Source organism: Mycobacterium asiaticum (genome assembly GCF_001673315.1).
GTDB lineage: Bacteria > Actinomycetota > Actinomycetes > Mycobacteriales > Mycobacteriaceae > Mycobacterium > Mycobacterium asiaticum_B.
The window spans coordinates 36,879-55,616 of the sequence record NZ_LZLQ01000018.1 but is presented as its reverse complement, the minus strand read 5'-3'; the positions used below and the strand labels follow the sequence as shown (position 1 = coordinate 55,616).

Below are 18,738 nucleotides of genomic sequence, written 5' to 3'. Positions count from 1 at the left end.
GGCGAACGGCCTTGTTTTTCTGATTGTCTCGGTCCTCTTGCTGGCGCTGGTGGGGCCGGCATTGCGGGGGCTGATACCGGGATCACCGTAGGTGGCGCCATCCGCGGTGACGACCAGTGCGCGCACACCTCCGCCGTTGAGTTGGGCTGCAAGCAGATCGGGTGCGGTCCCCTGGGCGGCCAGTGCGTCGGCGCGGGAGGTGGCGGCCAGCAGTCGATCGTGCAGATTCCGACGCGCCTGCACGCCCAGGCTGACATCGACCGTCAGACCGAGCACGACCAGCAACACCGCAAGGAGCGCCACCACCAGCATCAACACCCGGCGCTGCAGCGACGGCGTGGCCGTCTGACTGTCGCTTGTCATGATCGCTGCGGCTGCAGTCGATAGCCGATGCCCCGCACGGTGTGCAGAATCCGCGGCCCGTGTGCCTCGAGTTTGCGTCGCAACCCGCTGATATGCACCTGAACCAGGTTGGGATCGTATGCGTCGTAGCCCCACACCGCGCTGAGGATCTGACTGGCACTGACAATCCGGCCGCGTTGTTCCACCAGAAATTGCAGCAACCTCAGTTCGGTGGCGGTCAGGTCGAGCCGGTGGCCATCGCGGGCCGCTACGCCGGCATCGACGTCCAAAATCACGTCACCGATCTGCACCACGGTGGGTAGTCGCCCGCGGCGACGCAGCACCGCGCCTACCCGCGACACCAGTTCGGCGAGCTCGAACGGCTTGACCACGTAGTCGTCGGCGCCCCCGTCGAGGCCGCGTAGCCGGTCCGGCAATCCATCGCGGGCCGTGATCAACACAATCCCGATCTCACCCCATTGGCGGATCACGTCGATGAGTTCGAATCCGTCGCGCCCGGGCAGCATCACGTCGAGCACCACCAGATCGGGCCGCACACCGTCGAGTACCTCTTCCAATCCTTCTCCGTCACAACGGATATCGGTGTGGTAGCCGACATCGGTGAGCGCTTCGCCGACCATTTCGCGGATGGTTTCGGAATCCTCGACTACCAGCACCCGCGGAGTGCCGACACTGAACTGGGTCATACTTCGCGAGGGTAACGCGGCAACTTTGCCGGCTCAGGGGTCGGCGATGGCGTTACGCTCTGCGCGTGACCTCGACCAACACGCCGCCGGCCGCTCCGCCACCGGCCGTCCGACGGCATTCCACCGGTGTGGTGATCGGCGCTGGGCTGGCGGGCCTGGCACTAGGCGCGGCTGCCGCCTTCGCGGTGACCGGTCTGGTGTTCACGGTTCGCGTCCAGCTGCCGCCGCCGCCCTACCCGCAGTTTTCTTCCACGCCGAGCTATCCGCCACCGCCGCCCGTATCGAGCGTCGCGCCGGCGCCCAGCATCGGGACGTCAGTGCCACCCAGCCTGGTACCGGTGCCCCCGCCGCCGCTGCCGCCCGGTCCCCCACTACTGCCACCGCCACCACCGCCGCCCGCTGTCCCGCCCGACGGCACCGCGACCGTGCTGGTGCACCCCCTGCCCGGCGGGGCTCGGGTGATCCTGGTCGCCGACACCACCCAGACCACCGAGGTCACCCGGGATTTGCGTCGACTGATGATCAGCGGCGGCCTGGCGACTCTGGTGGTCGCGGGGCTGTTGCTGGTTGCGGTGAGCCGCACGGCGTTGCGCCCGCTGGACCGGCTGACCTCCCTGGCCCGGGACATCACCACCGGTGACCGTGGTGGACGACTGCGCCCGTCACGCACGGATACCGAATTAGGCCGCGCCGCGAGCGCATTCGACGGGATGCTGGATGCCTTGGAGGAGTCCGAACAGCGTGCCCGCCGGGCCGCCGAAGAGGCGCAACGAGCCGAAGCCGCGACCCGGCAATTTCTTGTCGACGCCGCACACGAGTTGCGCACCCCGATCGCGGGAATGCAGGCTGCCGCCGAACAACTCGCCGCTCACGAGACCGATTCGGCTGGTCAGCAGCGGCGGGCCGATTTGTTGCGGTCCGACGCGCGACGTGCCGGGCGGTTGGTTGCCGACATGTTGGATCTGAGTCGCATCGACGCGGGGCTGGCATTGGATTGCCAAGACACCGACCTGGCCGTAATCGTCGACGCCGAAGTGCAGCGAGCCTCGATGCTGAGTCCCCGCATCTCGGTTGTCCGCACCGGGTTGCCGATGCTCACCATCCACGCGGATCCCATGCGCGTCGCGCAGAGCTTGTCCAATCTGCTGGACAATGCGCGCAGGTACACCCCAGCCGGCTCTATCACCGTCGACCTGTCCGAAGACGGCGCGGCCGCGGTCATCACTGTCACAGATACCGGCCCCGGGGTTCCCGACGATCAACGAGACCGGATCTTCGAACGTCTGGTGCGCCTGGATGCCGGACGCGCCCGCGAGCACGGTGGCGCCGGCCTCGGACTCCCGATCGCCCGGGCATTGGCCCGAGCGCATGGTGGCGACCTGATCTGTGTGCCGCATGACGGCGGTGCGCAATTTCGACTGAGTTTGCCACTCAGCTCGTCACGGCGGTGAGACCCCACTGCGTCAGCCACGGCTGCACCAATTCGGCCACCGAAAATGTTGCCGGCGTGGAACATCCGGGGTTGGGGTCGTTCGGCCTCCCGGCGCGGATGTGGATACCCACCGCGACGGCACCGTCGTTGGTCAAGAGATAGACGGGGCCCCCGGAGTCGCCGCATCGGCTGGCCGCCAGGAAGACCACCTTGCTTTCACTGACGCCGGTGATCTGTCCGCATTCCATCCGGCCCGTCGTCATGCCGTACTTGCACAGCTGCTGACCAAGTTGTAGCTCGTCGGCCACACCGGTGACCGGCATCGAGGCGGTGATGGCTGGGGTGCGGGGTACCTCGTCGGAGTCGAGCAGGATGAGCCCGATGTCGTGGGCCTCGCCGCGCTCTCCTTCGAGCACGGTTCGGCTGAATCTGCCCACGGTCGTGTAGGGGATGCTGCCAGGATTCATGCTCACCTTGCTCTGTTCGCCGACCTTGTTGCAGTGTCCGGCGGTGAGCACGCCGGTGTCGCCGTCGTCAGTGCGGACCAGAAATCCTGCGGTGCAACCCATTCCGCCGCTGCCGTCGGCGTAGGTGACGGCGATACCGGTGCCCGGCCCGATGGCGCCCGCAGCGGGCAGCGGGATGGGCGGCTGCACATCCGGCTTCAATTGCAGCAGCGGCGCCTGGTGTGGCGGCATCCACAACGCCGCCACAAACGCTGCGGTGCTGAGCAAGGCGAACGCGGACAGCCGCCAACTGTAAGTTCCCCGCGAATTCGGTGCCGGTCTGCGCCTTGCCCCGCGCGCGATCAACGGCCACACCGCCACCATCAGGCAAAGCAGCGTGCCGGCGAGCAACAGGACGGTGCGAAGAGACGCCTGTGTCGCCGGGTTCATGGGATAAATCATGCATCCAACGCGGCCCCAGCCGGGCAGGGCGGATTGTTCAGTGCGTGACGGCCGGCTCAGCCGCCGGATCGGCAGCCTCCGGCGCGCGCCGGTGGTGGCGCCGGTATTGGCGTACCTCGTAGACCAGGCCACAAAGGCCCAACCCGCCCGTGCACACCGAAACCAGGATCAGCAGCGGGCTGCTGTCCCCGGCGAACGCGTTGCCCAGGATGACCACTGCCGCGGTGCCCGGCAACAGACCGGCCATGGTGGCCCACATGTAGGGCTGCACCCGCACCGCTGATGCGCCGGCGGCGTAGTTGATCGCCGAGAACGGCACCACCGGAATGAACCGCAACGACAGGATCGCGAGCCAGCCGCGCTCGCGGAGCCGGTCATCCAGCCGGCCTACCGCGCGGTTGTGCACCAGACGGTTCAGTCGCCATCCGGTCGCCCGTACCAGTAGCGTCGCCAAAACCGCGCTCGCGGTGCTGGCGGTCACTGCGATCGCGATGCCGAACAACGGCCCGAACAACAAGCCCGCCGCCAGCGTGAACGCCGTGCGGGGAAAGGGCGGCACCGTCACGACTACGTGCACCAGCCAGAACACCAGCGGGAACCATGGGCCCACCGACCGGGCCCAATCCCGCATTTCCATCGCGGTGGGCAGCGGAACCAGCAGGGCGACAACCACCAAGACTGTGATTCCTACCACCGTGACGGCCAGGCGCAATGGCGACGTTTGCCGCACCGCGGTGGCGACGACACCGGCAATCCCGCGCACCGTGTCGGCGGTCTTGCTGATGGCGGCGGTCGTCACGGTCTCCAAGGGTACGGGTCGGACGTGAATATCCCGTAGCCGCAGGCTGGCGTTTCGTCACCGGTGAGCCACTGATCACAACACCTCGATAGCTATGTTCAGCCCCCGATCAATTAGCCTTATTAGCCAAGTGACAATCCCGGAGTAACCCACAATTGCTGCGGAAACAGGAGCAAATCGGTGTCCATTGACGTACCCGAACTCGCCGACCTAGAACAGGTTCGCGGGCGCTGGCGCAGTGCGGTTGCCGGCGTCCTGTCGAAGAGCACGCGGACCGAGCCCGCCGACCTAGGGGATCACCCCGAGGAGCGGCTGGAGACGCCGACCTATGACGGGTTCGCCATCCGCCCGCTCTACACCGCCTTCGACGAACTGCCGGAACCACCGCTGCCCGGGCAATGGCCGTTCGTACGGGGCGCGGATGCTTTGCGCGACGTCAAGTCCGGTTGGAAGGTCGCCGAGGCATTTCCGCTGCCCGACATGCCTACCAACGAGGCGAATGGGGCACTCCTGGCCGCTCTTGGTGAAGGTGTCAGCGCGTTGCTGGTCCGGGTGGGGGAGTCGGGCGTCGCACCCGAACAACTTGAGACGTTGCTCGACGGTGTGTACCTGAGCATGGCGCCGGTGATCCTCGACGCGGGCGCTGACTACGTCGCGGCCGCCAACGTGCTGTTGTCGCTGGTTGAACGGGTGGAAGAGGACCAGCGGGCCACGGTGTCGGTGGACCTGGGTGCCGACCCGTTGACGGCGACGCTCAGTGACCGCAGCGCTGCGCCGCTCGAGGACGTCGTCGCGGTGGCCAAACTAGCGGTCGGCAGCCAGGGCGTGCGGGCCGTCACCGTCGATGGGCCCGCGTTCCACAATCTGGGCGCGACCGCCGCGTGGGAGCTTGCAGCCACGGTTGCCGCCGCGGTCGCCTACCTGCGGGAGCTAACGCAGGCCGGGCTGACGGTCGGGCAGGCCCTCGGCCAGATCAGCTTCCGGTTGGCCGCCGACGATGACCAGTTCATGACGCTGGCCAAAATGCGCGCGGTGCGCCAACTCTGGGCGCGGGTCGCCGAAGTTGCCGGCGATCCCGACGGCGGCGCGGCCGTCGTGCACGCGGAGACGTCGTTGCCGATGATGACGCAGCGCGACCCGTGGGTGAACATGCTGCGCTGCACGCTGGCGGCGTTCGGCGCCGGCGTCGGTGGCGCCGACACGGTACTGGTGTATGCGTTCGACGTGTCGATCCCCGGCGGGTGGCCGGGCACCGCGACCAGCTTTGCCCGCCGAATCGCACGCAATACCCAGCTACTGCTGCTGGAGGAGTCACACGTCGGCCGGGTGCTCGACCCTGCTGGGGGGTCCTGGTTCGTCGAGGACCTCACTCAGCAATTGGCTGAACGGGCCTGGCAGCACTTTCAGTCCATCGAAGAGCACGGCGGTTTCGTCGAAGCCCGTGAGTACCTGGCCGGCCGCATCGCGGAGTTGGCCGAACACCGCGCCGAGGACATCGCGCATCGGCGGATCGCCATCACCGGTGTGAACGAGTTCCCCAACCTGGGTGAAGCTCCACTGCCGCAAGGGGATTCGCTGGGCCGGGCCGGGCACGTGCGGCGTTACGCCGCAGAGTTCGAAGCCCTGCGGGACCGGTCGGACGTATTCCTCGTCGAACATGACAAGCGCCCGCAGGTGTTGCTGCTGCCGCTGGGGCCCCTGGCCGAGCACAACATCCGCACGTCCTTCGCCACAAACCTGTTGGCCTCGGGAGGCATCGAAGCGGTCAACCCCGGAACCGTCGATGCGGAAGGGGTGGCGGACGCCGTCGATGCGGCGGGATCACCGGCGGCGGTGGTGATCTGCGGTACAGACAAGCGTTACGCCGACGAGGCGGCCGGAATTGTGCAGGCGGCGCGCGCCGCCGGCGTCGAGCGGGTATACCTGGCCGGTCCGGAAAAGGCGGTGGGGCAGGCCGAGCATAGGCCTGACGAATTCTTGACGGCCAAAATCAATGCGGTCGAAGCACTTTCGGATCTACTCACCCGGCTGGGAGCCTAGACAATGACGGTACATGATGTCGCCGGCAATCCGGCTCCGGAAACCGTCCCAACCCTGATTGGCAGTTTCGCCGACATTGCGCTGCACAGCGAACGGGCCACCGAACCGCCCACCGAAGGCGCGGTGCAAGAGCACATCACCGCCGCCGCCAAGGCGCACTGGTACTCACCGGACGACTTGCAGTGGCAGACACCCGAAGGCATCGACGTCAAGCCGGTGTACATCGGTTCAGACCGTGCGGCGGCAGGTGAGGACGGTTACCCGCTGCACACCTTCCCGGGTGAGCCCCCCTTCCTGCGGGGTCCCTATCCGACGATGTATGTCAACCAGCCTTGGACCATTCGGCAGTACGCCGGGTTCTCCACAGCCGCGGAGTCCAACGCGTTTTACCGCCGCAACCTGGCTGCCGGCCAGAAGGGCTTGTCGGTGGCTTTCGACCTGGCCACCCACCGCGGCTACGACTCCGACCATCCCCGCGTTCAGGGCGATGTCGGAATGGCCGGCGTGGCAATCGATTCCATTCTCGACATGCGCCAGCTGTTCGACGGTATCGACCTGTCGACGGTGTCGGTGTCGATGACGATGAACGGCGCCGTGTTGCCGATCCTGGCGCTGTACGTGGTTGCCGCCGAGGAGCAGGGGGTGCCGCCGGAGAAGCTGGCCGGCACCATCCAGAATGACATCCTCAAAGAGTTCATGGTCCGCAACACCTATATCTACCCGCCGCAGCCGTCCATGCGGATCATCTCCGACATCTTCGCCTACACCAGCGCCAAGATGCCGAAGTTCAACTCCATCTCGATCTCCGGCTACCACATCCAAGAAGCCGGTGCTACAGCGGATTTGGAGCTGGCCTACACGTTGGCCGACGGTGTCGAGTACATCAAAGCGGGCTTGGACGCCGGCTTGGACATCGACAAGTTCGCGCCGCGACTATCGTTCTTCTGGGGCATCGGAATGAACTTCTTCATGGAGGTGGCCAAACTGCGGGCGGGGCGGCTGCTGTGGAGCGAGCTGGTCGCCGAATTCGACCCCAAGAACGCCAAATCGCTGTCGTTGCGCACACATTCGCAGACCTCGGGCTGGTCGCTCACGGCTCAGGACGTTTTCAACAACGTCGCCCGCACCTGCATCGAAGCGATGGCCGCTACCCAAGGGCACACGCAGTCGTTGCACACCAACGCACTTGACGAGGCACTGGCATTGCCCACCGATTTCTCCGCCCGCATCGCGCGGAACACTCAGCTGGTGCTGCAGCAGGAGTCCGGTACCACCCGACCGATCGATCCGTGGGCGGGTTCGTATTACGTGGAATGGCTGACTCACCAACTGGCGCAGCGGGCACGCGCACACATCGAGGAAGTCGCCGAGCACGGCGGCATGGCCCAAGCGATCAGCGACGGTATTCCCAAGCTGCGCATTGAGGAAGCGGCCGCCCGGACTCAGGCGCGCATCGATTCGGGTCAGCAACCGGTGATCGGCGTCAACAAGTATCAGGTGGTCGAAGACCAAGAGATCGAAGTGCTGAAGGTCGAGAACAGCCGGGTGCGCGCCGAGCAACTGGCCAAACTCAAAGAGCTGCGGGAAAGCCGGGATAAGGCTGAGGTGGAGGCCGCCCTGGCCGAACTCAGCCGCGCGGCCGCTGCGCAGGGTCCCGCCGGAGACGACGGTCTGGGCAACAATTTGATGGCGCTGGCCATTAACGCGGCCCGGGCCAAGGCGACGGTGGGGGAGATCTCGGATGCCCTGGAAAAGGTTTATGGCCGGCACCAAGCCGAGATTCGGACCATCGCCGGTGTCTACCGGGACGAAATTCAGGGAGGGTCCAACATCACCGGGTTGTCCAAAGCAACCGAACTCGTCGAGAAGTTCGCCGAAGCCGACGGTCGCCGGCCCAGAATTCTGGTTGCCAAGATGGGGCAGGACGGTCACGACCGCGGCCAGAAGGTGATTGCCACCGCATTCGCCGACATCGGGTTCGACGTCGACGTCGGGTCGCTGTTCTCTACTCCCGAAGAGGTCGCGCGGCAGGCCGCCGACAACGACGTGCACGTCGTGGGGGTGTCCTCGTTGGCGGCAGGGCATCTCACCCTCGTCCCGGCGCTGCGTGACGCGCTTGCCGAGGTGGGCCGCTCCGACATCATGGTCGTGGTGGGCGGCGTCATCCCGCCTGGTGACTTCGACGAGCTGTACGAGGCCGGGGCGGCCGCAATCTTCCCGCCCGGGACCGTTATCGCCGAAGCGGCGGTCGGCTTGCTGGAAAAGCTCGCCGAGCGACTCGGGTACGACCTGAGCTAGCCGCCGATGGTTGCGTCGAGACTGAAAACTGGCACATGCCGTGCGGCGTGTCCTGTGCAGGGATGCAGTGTCGCGGTGAGAACCGCCCGATGAAGGTCGAGAACCTAGCCGAAGCGATCCGCAGCGGCGACCGTGCTGCGTTGCCACGGGCCATCACAATGCTGGAATCCACCCGCGCCGACCACCGGGAACGGGCCCAGCAGCTACTACTGACGCTGCTGCCCGACGCCGGCAACGCCCACCGGGTGGGCATCACCGGGGTGCCCGGGGTGGGCAAATCCACCAGTATCGAGGCGCTCGGCATGCACCTCATCGACCAGGGTCACAAGGTGGCGGTGCTGGCCGTCGACCCCTCGTCGACGCGCACCGGCGGCTCAATCCTGGGTGACAAAACCCGGATGGCCCGCCTGGCGATTCACCCCGACGCCTACATCAGGCCATCCCCGACGTCGGGGACGCTCGGTGGGGTAGCAAAGGCCACCAGGGAGACAGTGGTCCTGTTGGAGGCAGCGGGTTTTGACGTGATCCTGATCGAAACGGTCGGCGTCGGGCAGTCCGAAGTCGCGGTGGCCAATATGGTCGATACTTTCGTCCTGCTGACCCTGGCCCGCACCGGGGATCAGTTGCAGGGCATCAAGAAAGGTGTGCTCGAACTCGCCGACATCGTCGTGGTCAACAAGGCCGACGGTGCGCACCTCAAGGATGCGCGGGTGGCCGCCCGTGAGCTGTCCGGAGCGATCAGGCTGATCTATCCTCGCGAAACACTCTGGCGGCCACCCGTTTTGACGATGAGCGCGACGGAGGGGACCGGCCTGACCGAACTGTGGGAGACCGTCGAAAAACACCGTCGGGTGCTCACCGAGGCCGGACGGTTCGAGGCGCGTCGACGCGATCAGCAAGTGGACTGGACCTGGCAGATGGTTCGCGACGCAGTGCTGGACCGGGTGGTGTCGAACCCGGAGGTGCGCCGGATCCGCAAGGATGTCGAGCGTCAGGTCCGAGACGGCGAGCTGACCCCGGCCTTAGCCGCCCAGCAAATACTTGAGATAGCAAATTCCTAACGGTTAGGTAACTTAATCTTGGTTTGCCAGTGCCCGCTGGTGACAGGCAAGTAAATTCGAAGTGTGACGGTAGACATCGGAGTCGATCGCCGCGCTGCCCCTTCTCACGATGCCCCTGACGCAGGGCATGGTGTGTTCGGCGCCGCGGACTCCCACTTTGCATGCGTCATTCGTGCTTTTTCGACCATGTTCCCTGGTAGCCGCCTCGGCGGCGGAGCTTTAGCGGTCTATCTCGACGGTCAACCCGTCGTCGATGTGTGGAAGGGGTGGGCCGACCGGCACGGACGGATCCCCTGGTCGGCGGACCACGCGCCGATGGTGTTCTCTGCGACCAAGGGAATGGCGGCCACTGTCATTCACCGCCTGGCCGACCGCGACCTGATCGACTACGACGCGCCGGTAGCCGAGTACTGGCATTCCTTCGCCGCCAACGGCAAGGCGAAGATGACCGTGCGCGAGGTGATGAAGCACACCGCAGGGCTATCGGGTCTGCGTGGGGCCACCCAGGAGGAGCTGCTCGACCACGTCCTGATGGAGGAACGGTTGGCCGCCGCGTCGCCGGGACGGCTGCTGGGCAAGCCGGCCTATCACGCGCTGACGTTCGGCTGGCTGATGTCCGGGCTGGCCCGGGCAGTCACCGGCAAGGACATGCGGGTGCTTTTCCGGGAGGAACTGGCCGAACCGCTGGGCACCGACGGTATCCACCTGGGTCGTCCGCCAGCCGAATCACCGACCCGCGCAGCCGAAATCATCATGCCGCAGGACCTCGCCGCCAATCCGATCCTGACCGGGGCGGTGCAGAAAGTGGCGAACTATTTTTCCGGCGGGTACCGGTCCATGTACTTCCCGGGTGTCATCGCGGCCGTCCAGGGCAACATGGCCATGCTGGACGCCGAGATCCCCGCCGCCAACGGGGTGGTGACGGCCCGAGCGCTGGCCCGGATGTACGGCGCGATCGCCAACGGCGGCGAGGTCGACGGTACGCAGTTCCTGTCCCGGCGCCTGGTGAGCGGCCTGACGGGGGAGCGGATCATTCAGCGGGACCGGAATATCTTCGTACCGATGGCATTCCACCTCGGCTACCACGCGCTGCCCCTGAAGAATGTGATGCCCGGATTTGGTCACGTGGGGCTGGGCGGATCGGTGGGGTGGACCGACCCGGAAACCGGGCTGGCCTTCGCAGTGGTGCACAACCGGTTGCTCACACCGTTGACGCTGACCGACCACGCCGCCTTCGTCGGGCTGTACAAGCTGATCCGCGACGCCGCCGCCAAGGCGCGCAAGCGAGGCTACCGGCCGGTGCACGGGCTGGGCGCACCGTTCTCGGAGCCAGGGGCCGTCGCGGGGTAGCGCCGGACCTACGAATCTTCCAGGCGGAAGCCGACTTTCATGCTCACCTGGTAGTGCGCGACGCTGCCGTCTACCAGGTGGCCGCGAACGGACTGCACTTCGAACCAGTCGATGTTGCGCATCGTGTCCGATGCGCGGGCCAAGCCGCTTTTGATTGCGGCGTCAACCCCGTCGGGTGAAGTTCCGACGATCTCGATCACGCGGTAGGTGTGGTTGCTCATGGGCTTTCTCCTTTGATCGCGGGTCTTCAAATCAGGTTTTCAAATGCCTCGATTTGCTCGCGGGTTACGTCGAGGGGGCCGGCGCCGTCGTGAACGCGCTGTTCCCAGTCGATGGTCCAGCCGACGGCATCGCGGAAGCCCAGTCGGTTGTGCCAGCCAAGTTCCTGTTGCGCTTTGGTGGCGTCGAGGGCCAAAAGATTTGCTTCGTGGGGATGGTCGCCAGGCTGCTTCTCCCAGTGAGCGCCGCCGCCCCAGAGGTCGGCGGCCAGGGTGGCGACCTGGCCGACCTCGACGAAACTGTCCCGGCCGGGTCCGATGTTCCATTGGCCCTGGCCTGATCCAGCCAGCAGCGCGTCGGTAATGGTGAGGTAACCGTTGAGGCAATCGAGCACGTGTTGCCACGGTCGTACCGCGCGGGGAAACCGCAGCAAAGGTGCGTGGCCCTTTGCATAGGCGCGCACCAAGTCAGGCATCAGGCGCTCGGGGCTCACGTCCCCACCGCCGATTACGTTGCCGCCGCGGGCGATCGCGGTGGGGCAGCCGGGATAGCTGCGGATCCAGGATTGGGTGAGCAGATCGGCCATCGCCTTGGATGCGCTGTACGGATCGTCGCCTCCGAGTGGGTCGGTCTCGACGTAGCCGGCTTCTTGGTCGACGTTCCGGTAAACCTTGTCGGTGGTGATCACGACGTGCGCGCGCACTGAAGGAGTGGCGCCGACCGCCTCGAGGACGTTCATAGTGCCCATGGCATTGGTTTCGTAGGTGAAGCGTGGGTTGCGATAGGACTCGCGAACCAACGATTGGGCGGCCATGTGCACCACGACGTCAGGAGCCAACTCGCGAATTGCTGCGCATGTGGCTGCGGCATCGCGGACGTCTACTCGGTAGTCGGCTGCGAGTAGGTCGGCAAGTCCGGCCCGGTCGAAGAGGCCGCCGTCAGGTGGATTGAGAGCCAGTCCAGAAACCTGGTTGCCGCGCCCGAGTAGCAACAAGGTCAGCCACGGGCCTTTGAAGCCGGTGTGCCCGGTGACCAGGAAGTGCACAAGATCCCCTTGGGCGTTTGCGACGGTGAAGTGACATGGTATGCGGCCGCGGCACGGGCTTGGTGGGGCGCCCCGGCCGACCAGCCTCTCTAACTGCGGCTACACCGGTTCGTGCGTGAACTGAGTCGTCGTATTTGCCGAAAAACGTCCCAACGACGGGTGGCAATCTCGTACGCTCGTCCCAACAGTCTCCCTGGGCGTCAGGGGCTAAGTTGATCGCGTCCGAAGGGCGGGGTCGGGGATAACGAGGGGAGGGGCGGTTCGCGTGGCGAATCCACCCAACAAGCGAATCTGCATCATCGGGGGCGCCGGGCATGTCGGCTTACCGCTGGCCTTGGTTTTGGCGGACGCGGGCTACCTCGTCGACATCTTGGACACCAATGCCGCGGCGTTAAAGACAATCATGGCGGGTGAGATGCCTTTCATCGAGAACGGAGCCGAGGAGCTGCTTAAGCGGCTGCTGCCGACCGGTCGCATCTCGGCGAGCACCGACTCTTGGATTGTAAGAAATGCAGACATCGTCATCTGCGTGGTAGGGACACCGGTAGACGAGTACCTGACGCCGCAGGCACACACATTCTTCCGGATTATCAACGAGATCAGCCCGTACTTTCACGACGAGCAGACCCTTGTGCTCAGAAGTACTGTGTACCCAGGTCTCACCCAGCGCGTCCACGACCTGTTTCAAAAGCGTGGCATAGGCGTTCATGTGACCTTTTGCCCCGAGCGGATCGCGCAGGGGCATTCTATCCGTGAGCTGCGGATGATCCCTCAGATCATCAGCGGATTCGACAGCGAGGGAATCCGAGTCGTGCGTGACCTCTTCTCACGCATCACTAGCGAAATCATCGAGGTCGAACCGCAGGAAGCCGAACTGGCGAAACTGTTCTGCAACGGATACCGCTACATCCAGTTCGCCGTCGCCAACCAGTTTTATCTGCTCTGCCGCGAGGCGGGTCTCGATTTTAACCGCGTCCACCACGCCGCGACCTACAAGAACGGTCGCGTCGACAGCTTGCCGAGAGCCGGGCTGGCGGCAGGACCGTGTCTGTTGAAGGACACGATGCAACTGGCGGCGTTCAGTAACAACAACTTCATGCTGGGTCACTCAGCCATGCTGATCAACGAGGGACAACCACAATTCATCGTCAACATGCTTAAGCGCAGAGTTGATCTGCGAGACAAGACTGTTGGCATCCTCGGCATGACCTTCAAGGCGGACTGCGACGACACTCGCGACTCGCTGAGCTTCAAGCTATGGCATCTGCTGCTGCTCGAAGCCAAAGAAGTCATCAGGCATGACCCGTTCCTGGATGGTCCGGGTTATCTGCCCCTGGATACCGTAGTGGGGCGAGCAGACGTGATTGTGATCGGAGTACCTCACTCGGAGTACCGAGGTTTGCACATACCGCAGGGCAAAGTCGTCGAGGATGTCTGGGGATGTGTGGACGTGAGTGAGCTTGACAGTGAGTTGAATGGAGCCGAATTGGCGACTCTGGGGATGGGAGCTGCGGCCCGGTGAAGGTTCTGGTAACTGGCAGCGCGGGATTCATCAATGGCTACGTCGTCGACGAGTTGCTTCGGGCTGGCCACGAAGTCGTAGGGATTGACAACTATTCGAAGTACGGCCCAGTCAAGAAGAGCTATGACGATCACCCGAACTACCATTTCGTCGAGGGTGACGTCAAAGACGTAGATCTGATGCTCAGGCTGGTGGAGGGCTGCGACCAGATGGTGGCCAGCGCAGCCCGAATCGGCGGCATCACCTATTTCCACGAGTACGCCTACGACCTGCTCGCCGAGAACGAGCGGATCGCGGCAGCGCACTTCGATGCCGCCATCTACGCTTACAAAAAGGGCTGGCTGAAGAAAATCAATGTGATCAGCTCGTCGATGGTGTTCGAGAACGCCAGCGTGTTTCCCACCCCTGAGAAGCACATCACCGAATGTCCGCCTCCGACAAGCACTTACGGGTTTCAGAAACTGGCGTGCGAGTATTTCGCGCACGGTGCTTACGAGCAGTACGGCCTGCCTTACACGATCATTCGTCCCTTCAATTGCGTGGGTACGGGCGAACAGCGGGCAATCGGGGGGCGTGAAATCCCTAGCGGCAACGTCAAGCTCGCGATGAGTCACGTTGTTCCGGACTTGATCCAGAAGGTTGCAAAAGGTCAGGATCCGCTTCGCATCCTCGGTGACGGCACGCAAGTGCGGCATTACACCTATGGTGGGGATCTGGCCCGCGGCATACGTACATGCATGGAGCACCCGGCCGCTCTGAACGACGACTTCAACCTGTCCACTCCCGAGGCCACCACCGTGATCGAACTGGCCGAAGTTATCTGGCGCAAGATGCGCCCCGATACCCCCTTTCGTTATGAGAGCGATCCGCCGTTCGAGCACGACGTACAGCTCCGCTCACCGGACGTCCACAAGACATCCGAGATGCTCGGTTTTTCGGCCACGACGACACTCGACGACATGCTCGACGAGGTCATACCGTGGATTGTCGACGCCGTTGAAGCGGGGACCATCTGACGCGCGTTGAATTTACCTCAGAGGACAACATGCGTATTGCGGGCGAAACGGACTTACAGCAGCTCTACCGCAATCGATTCGGCCATGATCTCGAGTCGCGATCTGAGATTTGGAATGTACTGGTCAGCAATTTCCTACAATCGTGGATCAGGCGTAGCGACACAGTCGTTGATCTGGGATGCGGCTACGGCGAATTCCTGAATCACGTCAAGGCCACCCGTCGCATCGGCGTCGATGTGAACCCGGACAGCTCCGAGATGCTGGAGACGGGCGTGGAATTCCACGAAGGCTCAGCCGACGATCTTAGCTTCCTTGCCGATGATTCGGTCGACGTCGTCTTCACCAGCAACGTGCTGGAGCATTTGCAAAGTAAGGCGGAGGTCGAACGCACCATCGTTGAGGTGCATCGGGTCCTCAAACCCGGGGGCCACGTCATAGCTCTGGGGCCGAACGTCAGGTGTCTGCCGGGCGCTTACTGGGACTTCTGGGACCATGCGGTAGCCATCAGCGACCGTTCGCTGATCGAGCTACTCCAGATCCACCACTTCAAAGTCGTTGAAACGTTTGAGCGTTTCCTGCCGTATACGACCCGCTCCCCGTGGCCGCAGGCACCGATCCTAGTCCGGCTTTACCTGCGCTCCAGATGGGCGTGGCCCGTCTTCGGCAAGCAATTTCTGATTCGCGCGCAGAAGCCGGCCCGGCCTCTCGATACGGTTGACGAGCGAATGATTAGCGTCGTCATCCCGGTTTACAACGAGGGCGAGAACATTCAGGTTTGCATCCGGCGTCTCACCGAAGCGCTGGGCGACACAGCACACGAACTATTAATCTGTTATGACTTCGACGAGGACACCACGTTGCCCGCCATCGCGGCGATGCTCGACAAGCCCCCGACGGTTCGTCTGGTCCGCAACTCCATCGGCAAGGGCGTTGCAAATGCTCTCATTGCCGGCTTCGCAGCCGCACGTGGCGACGTGATTGTGAGCAGTATGGCCGATTTGTCGGATCCGCCATCGGTCATTCCATTGATGGCGAAGAAGATTCGCGAGGAGGGCGCGGACATCGTCAGCGGTTCTCGCTACATGACGGGAGGTTCGCAAACTGGTGGCCCTCGTCTGAAGACACTCATGTCTCGGACGGCCGGCTTGAGCCTGTATTACGTAGGTCGCTTGCCGACGCATGACGCAACCACCAACTTCCGCGGTTACAGCCGGCGGCTTATCCAAGAGGTTCCGGTCGAGAGCGTCCGCGGTTTCGAAGTAGGACTTGAGCTCACGACGAAAGCGTATTTGTTGGGTTATCGGGTCGACGAGGTGCCCAGCAGTTGGGAAGACCGGACGGCGGGTACGAGCAAGTTCGACTTGGTCGGATGGCTGCCGGCGTATCTGCGCTGGTACGGGCTGGCGATGCGGCGACCCATGTTGCGTTGGACGGCCAGCACGATGGTGACTGCCGGTGCTGCGCGTCTGATTAAACGGCGACGGCACGGCGACCACGACTGAGTCACGCTCGAAAAATGTTGTCGTGCAATGCAATCAAGGACGGACCGGCATCGTCGATGCCCGGCGTTCAGAAGGGTCGTTTGCCCCGCGTTCTGAATGGACGCGGCAGCGCGTCGGGGAAGCGAAAGAGAAATTAAAGTGGCGACCCAGGACACATGGGAGGTGCGCGCTAGCGTGCAGACCAGCAAGGGCCGCTACGTTTTAGTGGCCGTGCTGGTCGGTGCATGCGTACTGATGCTACGCGGCAGTCTTCGCCTTTTGCATCCAGCATTTTTCGCCGAAGATGGCGCAATTTTCCTGTCGCAGGCACATAACCGCGGTCTTGGTGCTTTGGTGCAGCCGTACGCAGGATATCTACACCTCATTCCGCGGCTGGTAGCCGCCACGCTGACGCCGCTGCCTTTGGCATTAACTCCCGTCGTCTATACATCGGCGGCACTGCTGCTTCACCTAACGATGCTGACCCCTGCGCTGTCGGCGCGGCTCGAATGGGTCATTCCCGGCAGAAAGCTGCGCGCATTGTTGTTCGTGTTGCTCTGCTTAATGCTGCCGCTGGGGGAGGTAGCGGCGAATATCACCAACTTAATATGGATCGGCGGAGTGTGCCTACTCCTTCTGATGCTGTCCGGTGACCCGCAGAGCCGGGGCGCAAAGATTGCTGAATCGGTCGCCGTCACTATTCTCGGCTTTAGCGGTCTGATGAGTATATTCATCGGGCCGTGGTTCCTGTGGCGGTGGTGGCGAATGCGATCCCGCCACAGCCTCGCATTGTTCGTGCTGGTGATGGGCGCAGCGCTGGTTCAGGGTGTGGTCCTTCTGCTGTCTGACCGCGAGACGTCTGGCGGAAGTCTGCTCGATCTGCCGCAGGTGTGGGCGCGAGTCGGCGCGACGTGGCTATTCGGTTTCACGCCTGTGCTGATTTCACCGTGGCGCATTTTGTTTCTGGTGCTGTCTCTCGCGTGGTGCGTGGGCGCTGTCCTGATCACGACATCAGTTTTGGGACGCACTGCTGTTCTCCTATGGCTTTTGCAAATTGTCTTGTTGGCTCCGCCCGCATTGGTCTGTGGTCCGCTTACGTCGCCGTACCTGATGCAGCGGGTGTTCGTGGTTCCCGCGGCAATCGTCATCGTGCTACTCGTGGCGGTGATAGGTAGCCAGAATCGCTTAAAGCTGGCGGTGTTGTGGCTAGTGCTGGGGATTGGGGGCACGCTGATAAATCTGTCACCGGCCGCTTATACTTTCCGGCCCGATCTGACCGGACTGCAGCATTGCTTCGAGCGGGGCGAGCCCGTTTGCCGCCAGGCGATATATGACGATGACTGGAAAATCGAGCTACATCAATAGCCTGGCAATACGTGGTGACGCTGACCGTCGCTGCCGCCATCTCCGGCGTACTGAGTAGCGGTTGCCGCGGTAGGACACTAGCGTATGACGGGAGACCATGCGGTCCTCGTGCAGCACTAGCGGATACGCGATGCTAGAAGAAGCGCCAAGGGTTAGGTAGCGGGGAGGGTGGCCACCGTGACCTTTTCCGGCAGCGGTGGCTCGGCGCCGGGCATCAGCACGCATTCGGAATAATTCATCGAGGCTGAACTGTGCCTGTTCGACGTGACGTCGTCCGGCCATTTGGGCCACTAGCGTTGGGCTGCAGTGTGATTGACTTCCTCCACCGCACCTATTGCGGCTGCCACGCCGCGCCGGAAGATAGGGACAGCTAGGCCCTAGTACTTGGCCGCCCCGGCGAATGACGCGGTGACTCGGCCGGAACCGGGCTCGCATACGGTGACATCCGGTCAAAGCGCCCAGGCATGGGGCAGCTTGCCGAGAGGGCGCGAGATCAGGTCCAGGCGGTTGACGAGATGCGTTGGATCATCGCCGGCGCCAACACTGCCCGCCACCGACTCGAATGGACCACGGATACGACCAACAGATGCGCCGTCACACCCCAAACCCCCACGGATGCGAGCGGGTTCTGCAGCACTAGCTAGTCCCCATTTAGGTCCGGCCCCGGGCGGGCGATCAATTACCGCGTTGGCGGTCTGCCGTGTGGGCGCACTCCTGGCGAGCTGGGCGCACGTTACGTGCCGGGATCTGAAGCGTCAGCGTCGGATAGAGCAGCTGGTAACCAAGGTTTCCGAGCTCGTCGCATAACGTGCCGGCCCACAGATGCTGATCCTTAGTCAGCCACGCACTGACGTAGTCGACGAACCACTCAAGCGCACTAGTGGTGGCGGGTTCCCGCACGCCGGGAGTCGTGACACCGTTCAAATAGTTGCGGACCGTTCTGCGATTTTTTCGGTATGGCGGGCAATCGCCGAGATCGACCACTTCGTTTGCAGGGCATGTATCTCCAAGTTGTCCTGCCAAGTGCGCATGAGAAAGCGGGTCTCGTTCAAAGAGCTGCTGGTGCGTGGTCACAGACCACCAGCATCTAAGGAGGCCCACCCTCATCGGCGGAGCGACACAGGTGGGCACTTCCGGTGAGGGAGTTGCGCAT

At 63.7% G+C, this 18,738-nt stretch carries 15 protein-coding genes and 1 pseudogene; 9 read left to right on the top strand and 7 right to left on the bottom strand.

Translation table 11 applies throughout. The features are described from left to right. Positions 1–363: pseudogene (locus A5636_RS03090) on the bottom strand (hypothetical protein); the annotation flags it as partial. Continuing rightward, positions 360–1,049 (bottom strand): response regulator transcription factor, encoded by a 690-nt coding sequence (locus A5636_RS03085; protein WP_065157239.1) that lies wholly within the window; start codon positions 1,047–1,049, stop codon positions 360–362. The pseudogene A5636_RS03090 and the gene A5636_RS03085, both read right to left, overlap by 4 nt. Positions 1,050–1,114: 65 nt before the next feature. On the opposite strand from A5636_RS03085, the gene A5636_RS03080 reads away from it, so the two are divergent. After that, a complete protein-coding gene (locus tag A5636_RS03080) occupies positions 1,115–2,500 on the top strand; it encodes a HAMP domain-containing sensor histidine kinase (RefSeq protein WP_253900475.1) in 1,386 nt (461 codons plus the stop codon). Here the strand turns inward: A5636_RS03080 and A5636_RS03075 are convergent. Together A5636_RS03075 and A5636_RS03070 are read right to left on the bottom strand one after the other, a co-directional pair. Continuing rightward, a complete protein-coding gene (locus A5636_RS03075) occupies positions 2,481–3,377 on the bottom strand; it encodes a S1 family peptidase (RefSeq protein ID WP_253900474.1) in 897 nt (298 codons plus the stop codon). The genes A5636_RS03080 and A5636_RS03075 overlap by 20 nt on opposite strands. A 49-nt stretch (positions 3,378–3,426) precedes the next feature. Next, positions 3,427–4,188 (bottom strand): TVP38/TMEM64 family protein, encoded by a 762-nt coding sequence (locus A5636_RS03070; RefSeq protein WP_065157243.1) that lies wholly within the window; start codon positions 4,186–4,188, stop codon positions 3,427–3,429. A 180-nt stretch (positions 4,189–4,368) separates the two neighbouring features. Here A5636_RS03070 and mutA point away from each other — a divergent pair, with 180 nt between their 5' ends. The 4 genes from mutA to A5636_RS03050 all read left to right on the top strand — a co-directional run bounded on the left by mutA (position 4,369) and on the right by A5636_RS03050 (position 10,937). Continuing rightward, on the top strand, positions 4,369–6,228 hold the full coding sequence (mutA, locus tag A5636_RS03065; protein ID WP_065157237.1) for a methylmalonyl-CoA mutase small subunit: 1,860 nt from the start codon (positions 4,369–4,371) through the stop codon (positions 6,226–6,228). 3 nt (positions 6,229–6,231) lie between these two features. Then, positions 6,232–8,526 (top strand): methylmalonyl-CoA mutase, encoded by a 2,295-nt coding sequence (gene scpA, locus A5636_RS03060; RefSeq protein ID WP_065157236.1) that lies wholly within the window; start codon positions 6,232–6,234, stop codon positions 8,524–8,526. 89 nt (positions 8,527–8,615) lie between these two features. Then, positions 8,616–9,587, top strand: coding sequence for a methylmalonyl Co-A mutase-associated GTPase MeaB (gene meaB, locus A5636_RS03055; RefSeq protein WP_065157242.1), 972 nt, complete (start codon positions 8,616–8,618; stop codon positions 9,585–9,587). Between the two features lie 63 nt (positions 9,588–9,650). Further along, positions 9,651–10,937, top strand: a complete 1,287-nt coding sequence (locus A5636_RS03050) for a serine hydrolase domain-containing protein (protein ID WP_065157235.1) — start codon at positions 9,651–9,653, stop codon at positions 10,935–10,937. An 8-nt stretch (positions 10,938–10,945) separates the two neighbouring features. Here A5636_RS03050 and A5636_RS03045 read toward each other — a convergent pair whose 3' ends face one another. Further along, a complete protein-coding gene (locus A5636_RS03045; RefSeq protein ID WP_065157234.1) occupies positions 10,946–11,158 on the bottom strand; it encodes a dodecin in 213 nt (70 codons plus the stop codon). A 26-nt stretch (positions 11,159–11,184) separates the two neighbouring features. Then, the gene (rfbG, locus tag A5636_RS03040; RefSeq protein ID WP_065157233.1) at positions 11,185–12,201 is read right to left on the bottom strand and encodes a CDP-glucose 4,6-dehydratase; all 1,017 of its coding nucleotides are present in this window, start codon (positions 12,199–12,201) and stop codon (positions 11,185–11,187) included. A 265-nt stretch (positions 12,202–12,466) separates the two neighbouring features. Between rfbG and A5636_RS03035 the strand changes: the two genes are divergently transcribed. From A5636_RS03035 to A5636_RS03020, 4 genes are all read left to right on the top strand, one after another. Then, positions 12,467–13,723, top strand: coding sequence for a nucleotide sugar dehydrogenase (locus A5636_RS03035; RefSeq protein WP_065157232.1), 1,257 nt, complete (start codon positions 12,467–12,469; stop codon positions 13,721–13,723). Then, positions 13,720–14,739 (top strand): NAD-dependent epimerase/dehydratase family protein, encoded by a 1,020-nt coding sequence (locus A5636_RS03030; protein WP_065157231.1) that lies wholly within the window; start codon positions 13,720–13,722, stop codon positions 14,737–14,739. The genes A5636_RS03035 and A5636_RS03030 overlap by 4 nt, the downstream gene beginning before the upstream one ends. 29 nt (positions 14,740–14,768) lie before the next feature. After that, the gene (locus tag A5636_RS03025) at positions 14,769–16,241 is read left to right on the top strand and encodes a glycosyltransferase (protein ID WP_065157230.1); all 1,473 of its coding nucleotides are present in this window, start codon (positions 14,769–14,771) and stop codon (positions 16,239–16,241) included. A gap of 174 nt (positions 16,242–16,415) precedes the next feature. Beyond that, a complete protein-coding gene (locus A5636_RS03020) occupies positions 16,416–17,585 on the top strand; it encodes a hypothetical protein (protein WP_155763545.1) in 1,170 nt (389 codons plus the stop codon). A gap of 675 nt (positions 17,586–18,260) precedes the next feature. Here A5636_RS03020 and A5636_RS25945 read toward each other — a convergent pair. After that, positions 18,261–18,659 carry a hypothetical protein gene (locus A5636_RS25945; protein ID WP_155763542.1) on the bottom strand — a complete coding sequence of 133 codons (399 nt, stop codon included), beginning with the start codon at positions 18,657–18,659 and terminating at the stop codon, positions 18,261–18,263. Between the last annotated feature and the right edge of the window lie 79 nt (positions 18,660–18,738).

What these genes read in the sequence shown, in the direction of transcription:
- A5636_RS03085 (WP_065157239.1), bottom strand. Translation starts at nt 1,049, where the DNA reads ATGACCCAGTTCAGTGTCGGCACTCCGCGGGTGCTGGTAGTCGAGGAT.
- A5636_RS03075 (WP_253900474.1), bottom strand. Translation starts at nt 3,377, where the DNA reads ATGAACCCGGCGACACAGGCGTCTCTTCGCACCGTCCTGTTGCTCGCC.
- scpA (WP_065157236.1), top strand. Translation starts at nt 6,232, where the DNA reads ATGACGGTACATGATGTCGCCGGCAATCCGGCTCCGGAAACCGTCCCA.
- meaB (WP_065157242.1), top strand. Translation starts at nt 8,616, where the DNA reads ATGAAGGTCGAGAACCTAGCCGAAGCGATCCGCAGCGGCGACCGTGCT.
- A5636_RS03045 (WP_065157234.1), bottom strand. Translation starts at nt 11,158, where the DNA reads ATGAGCAACCACACCTACCGCGTGATCGAGATCGTCGGAACTTCACCC.
- A5636_RS03025 (WP_065157230.1), top strand. Translation starts at nt 14,769, where the DNA reads ATGCGTATTGCGGGCGAAACGGACTTACAGCAGCTCTACCGCAATCGA.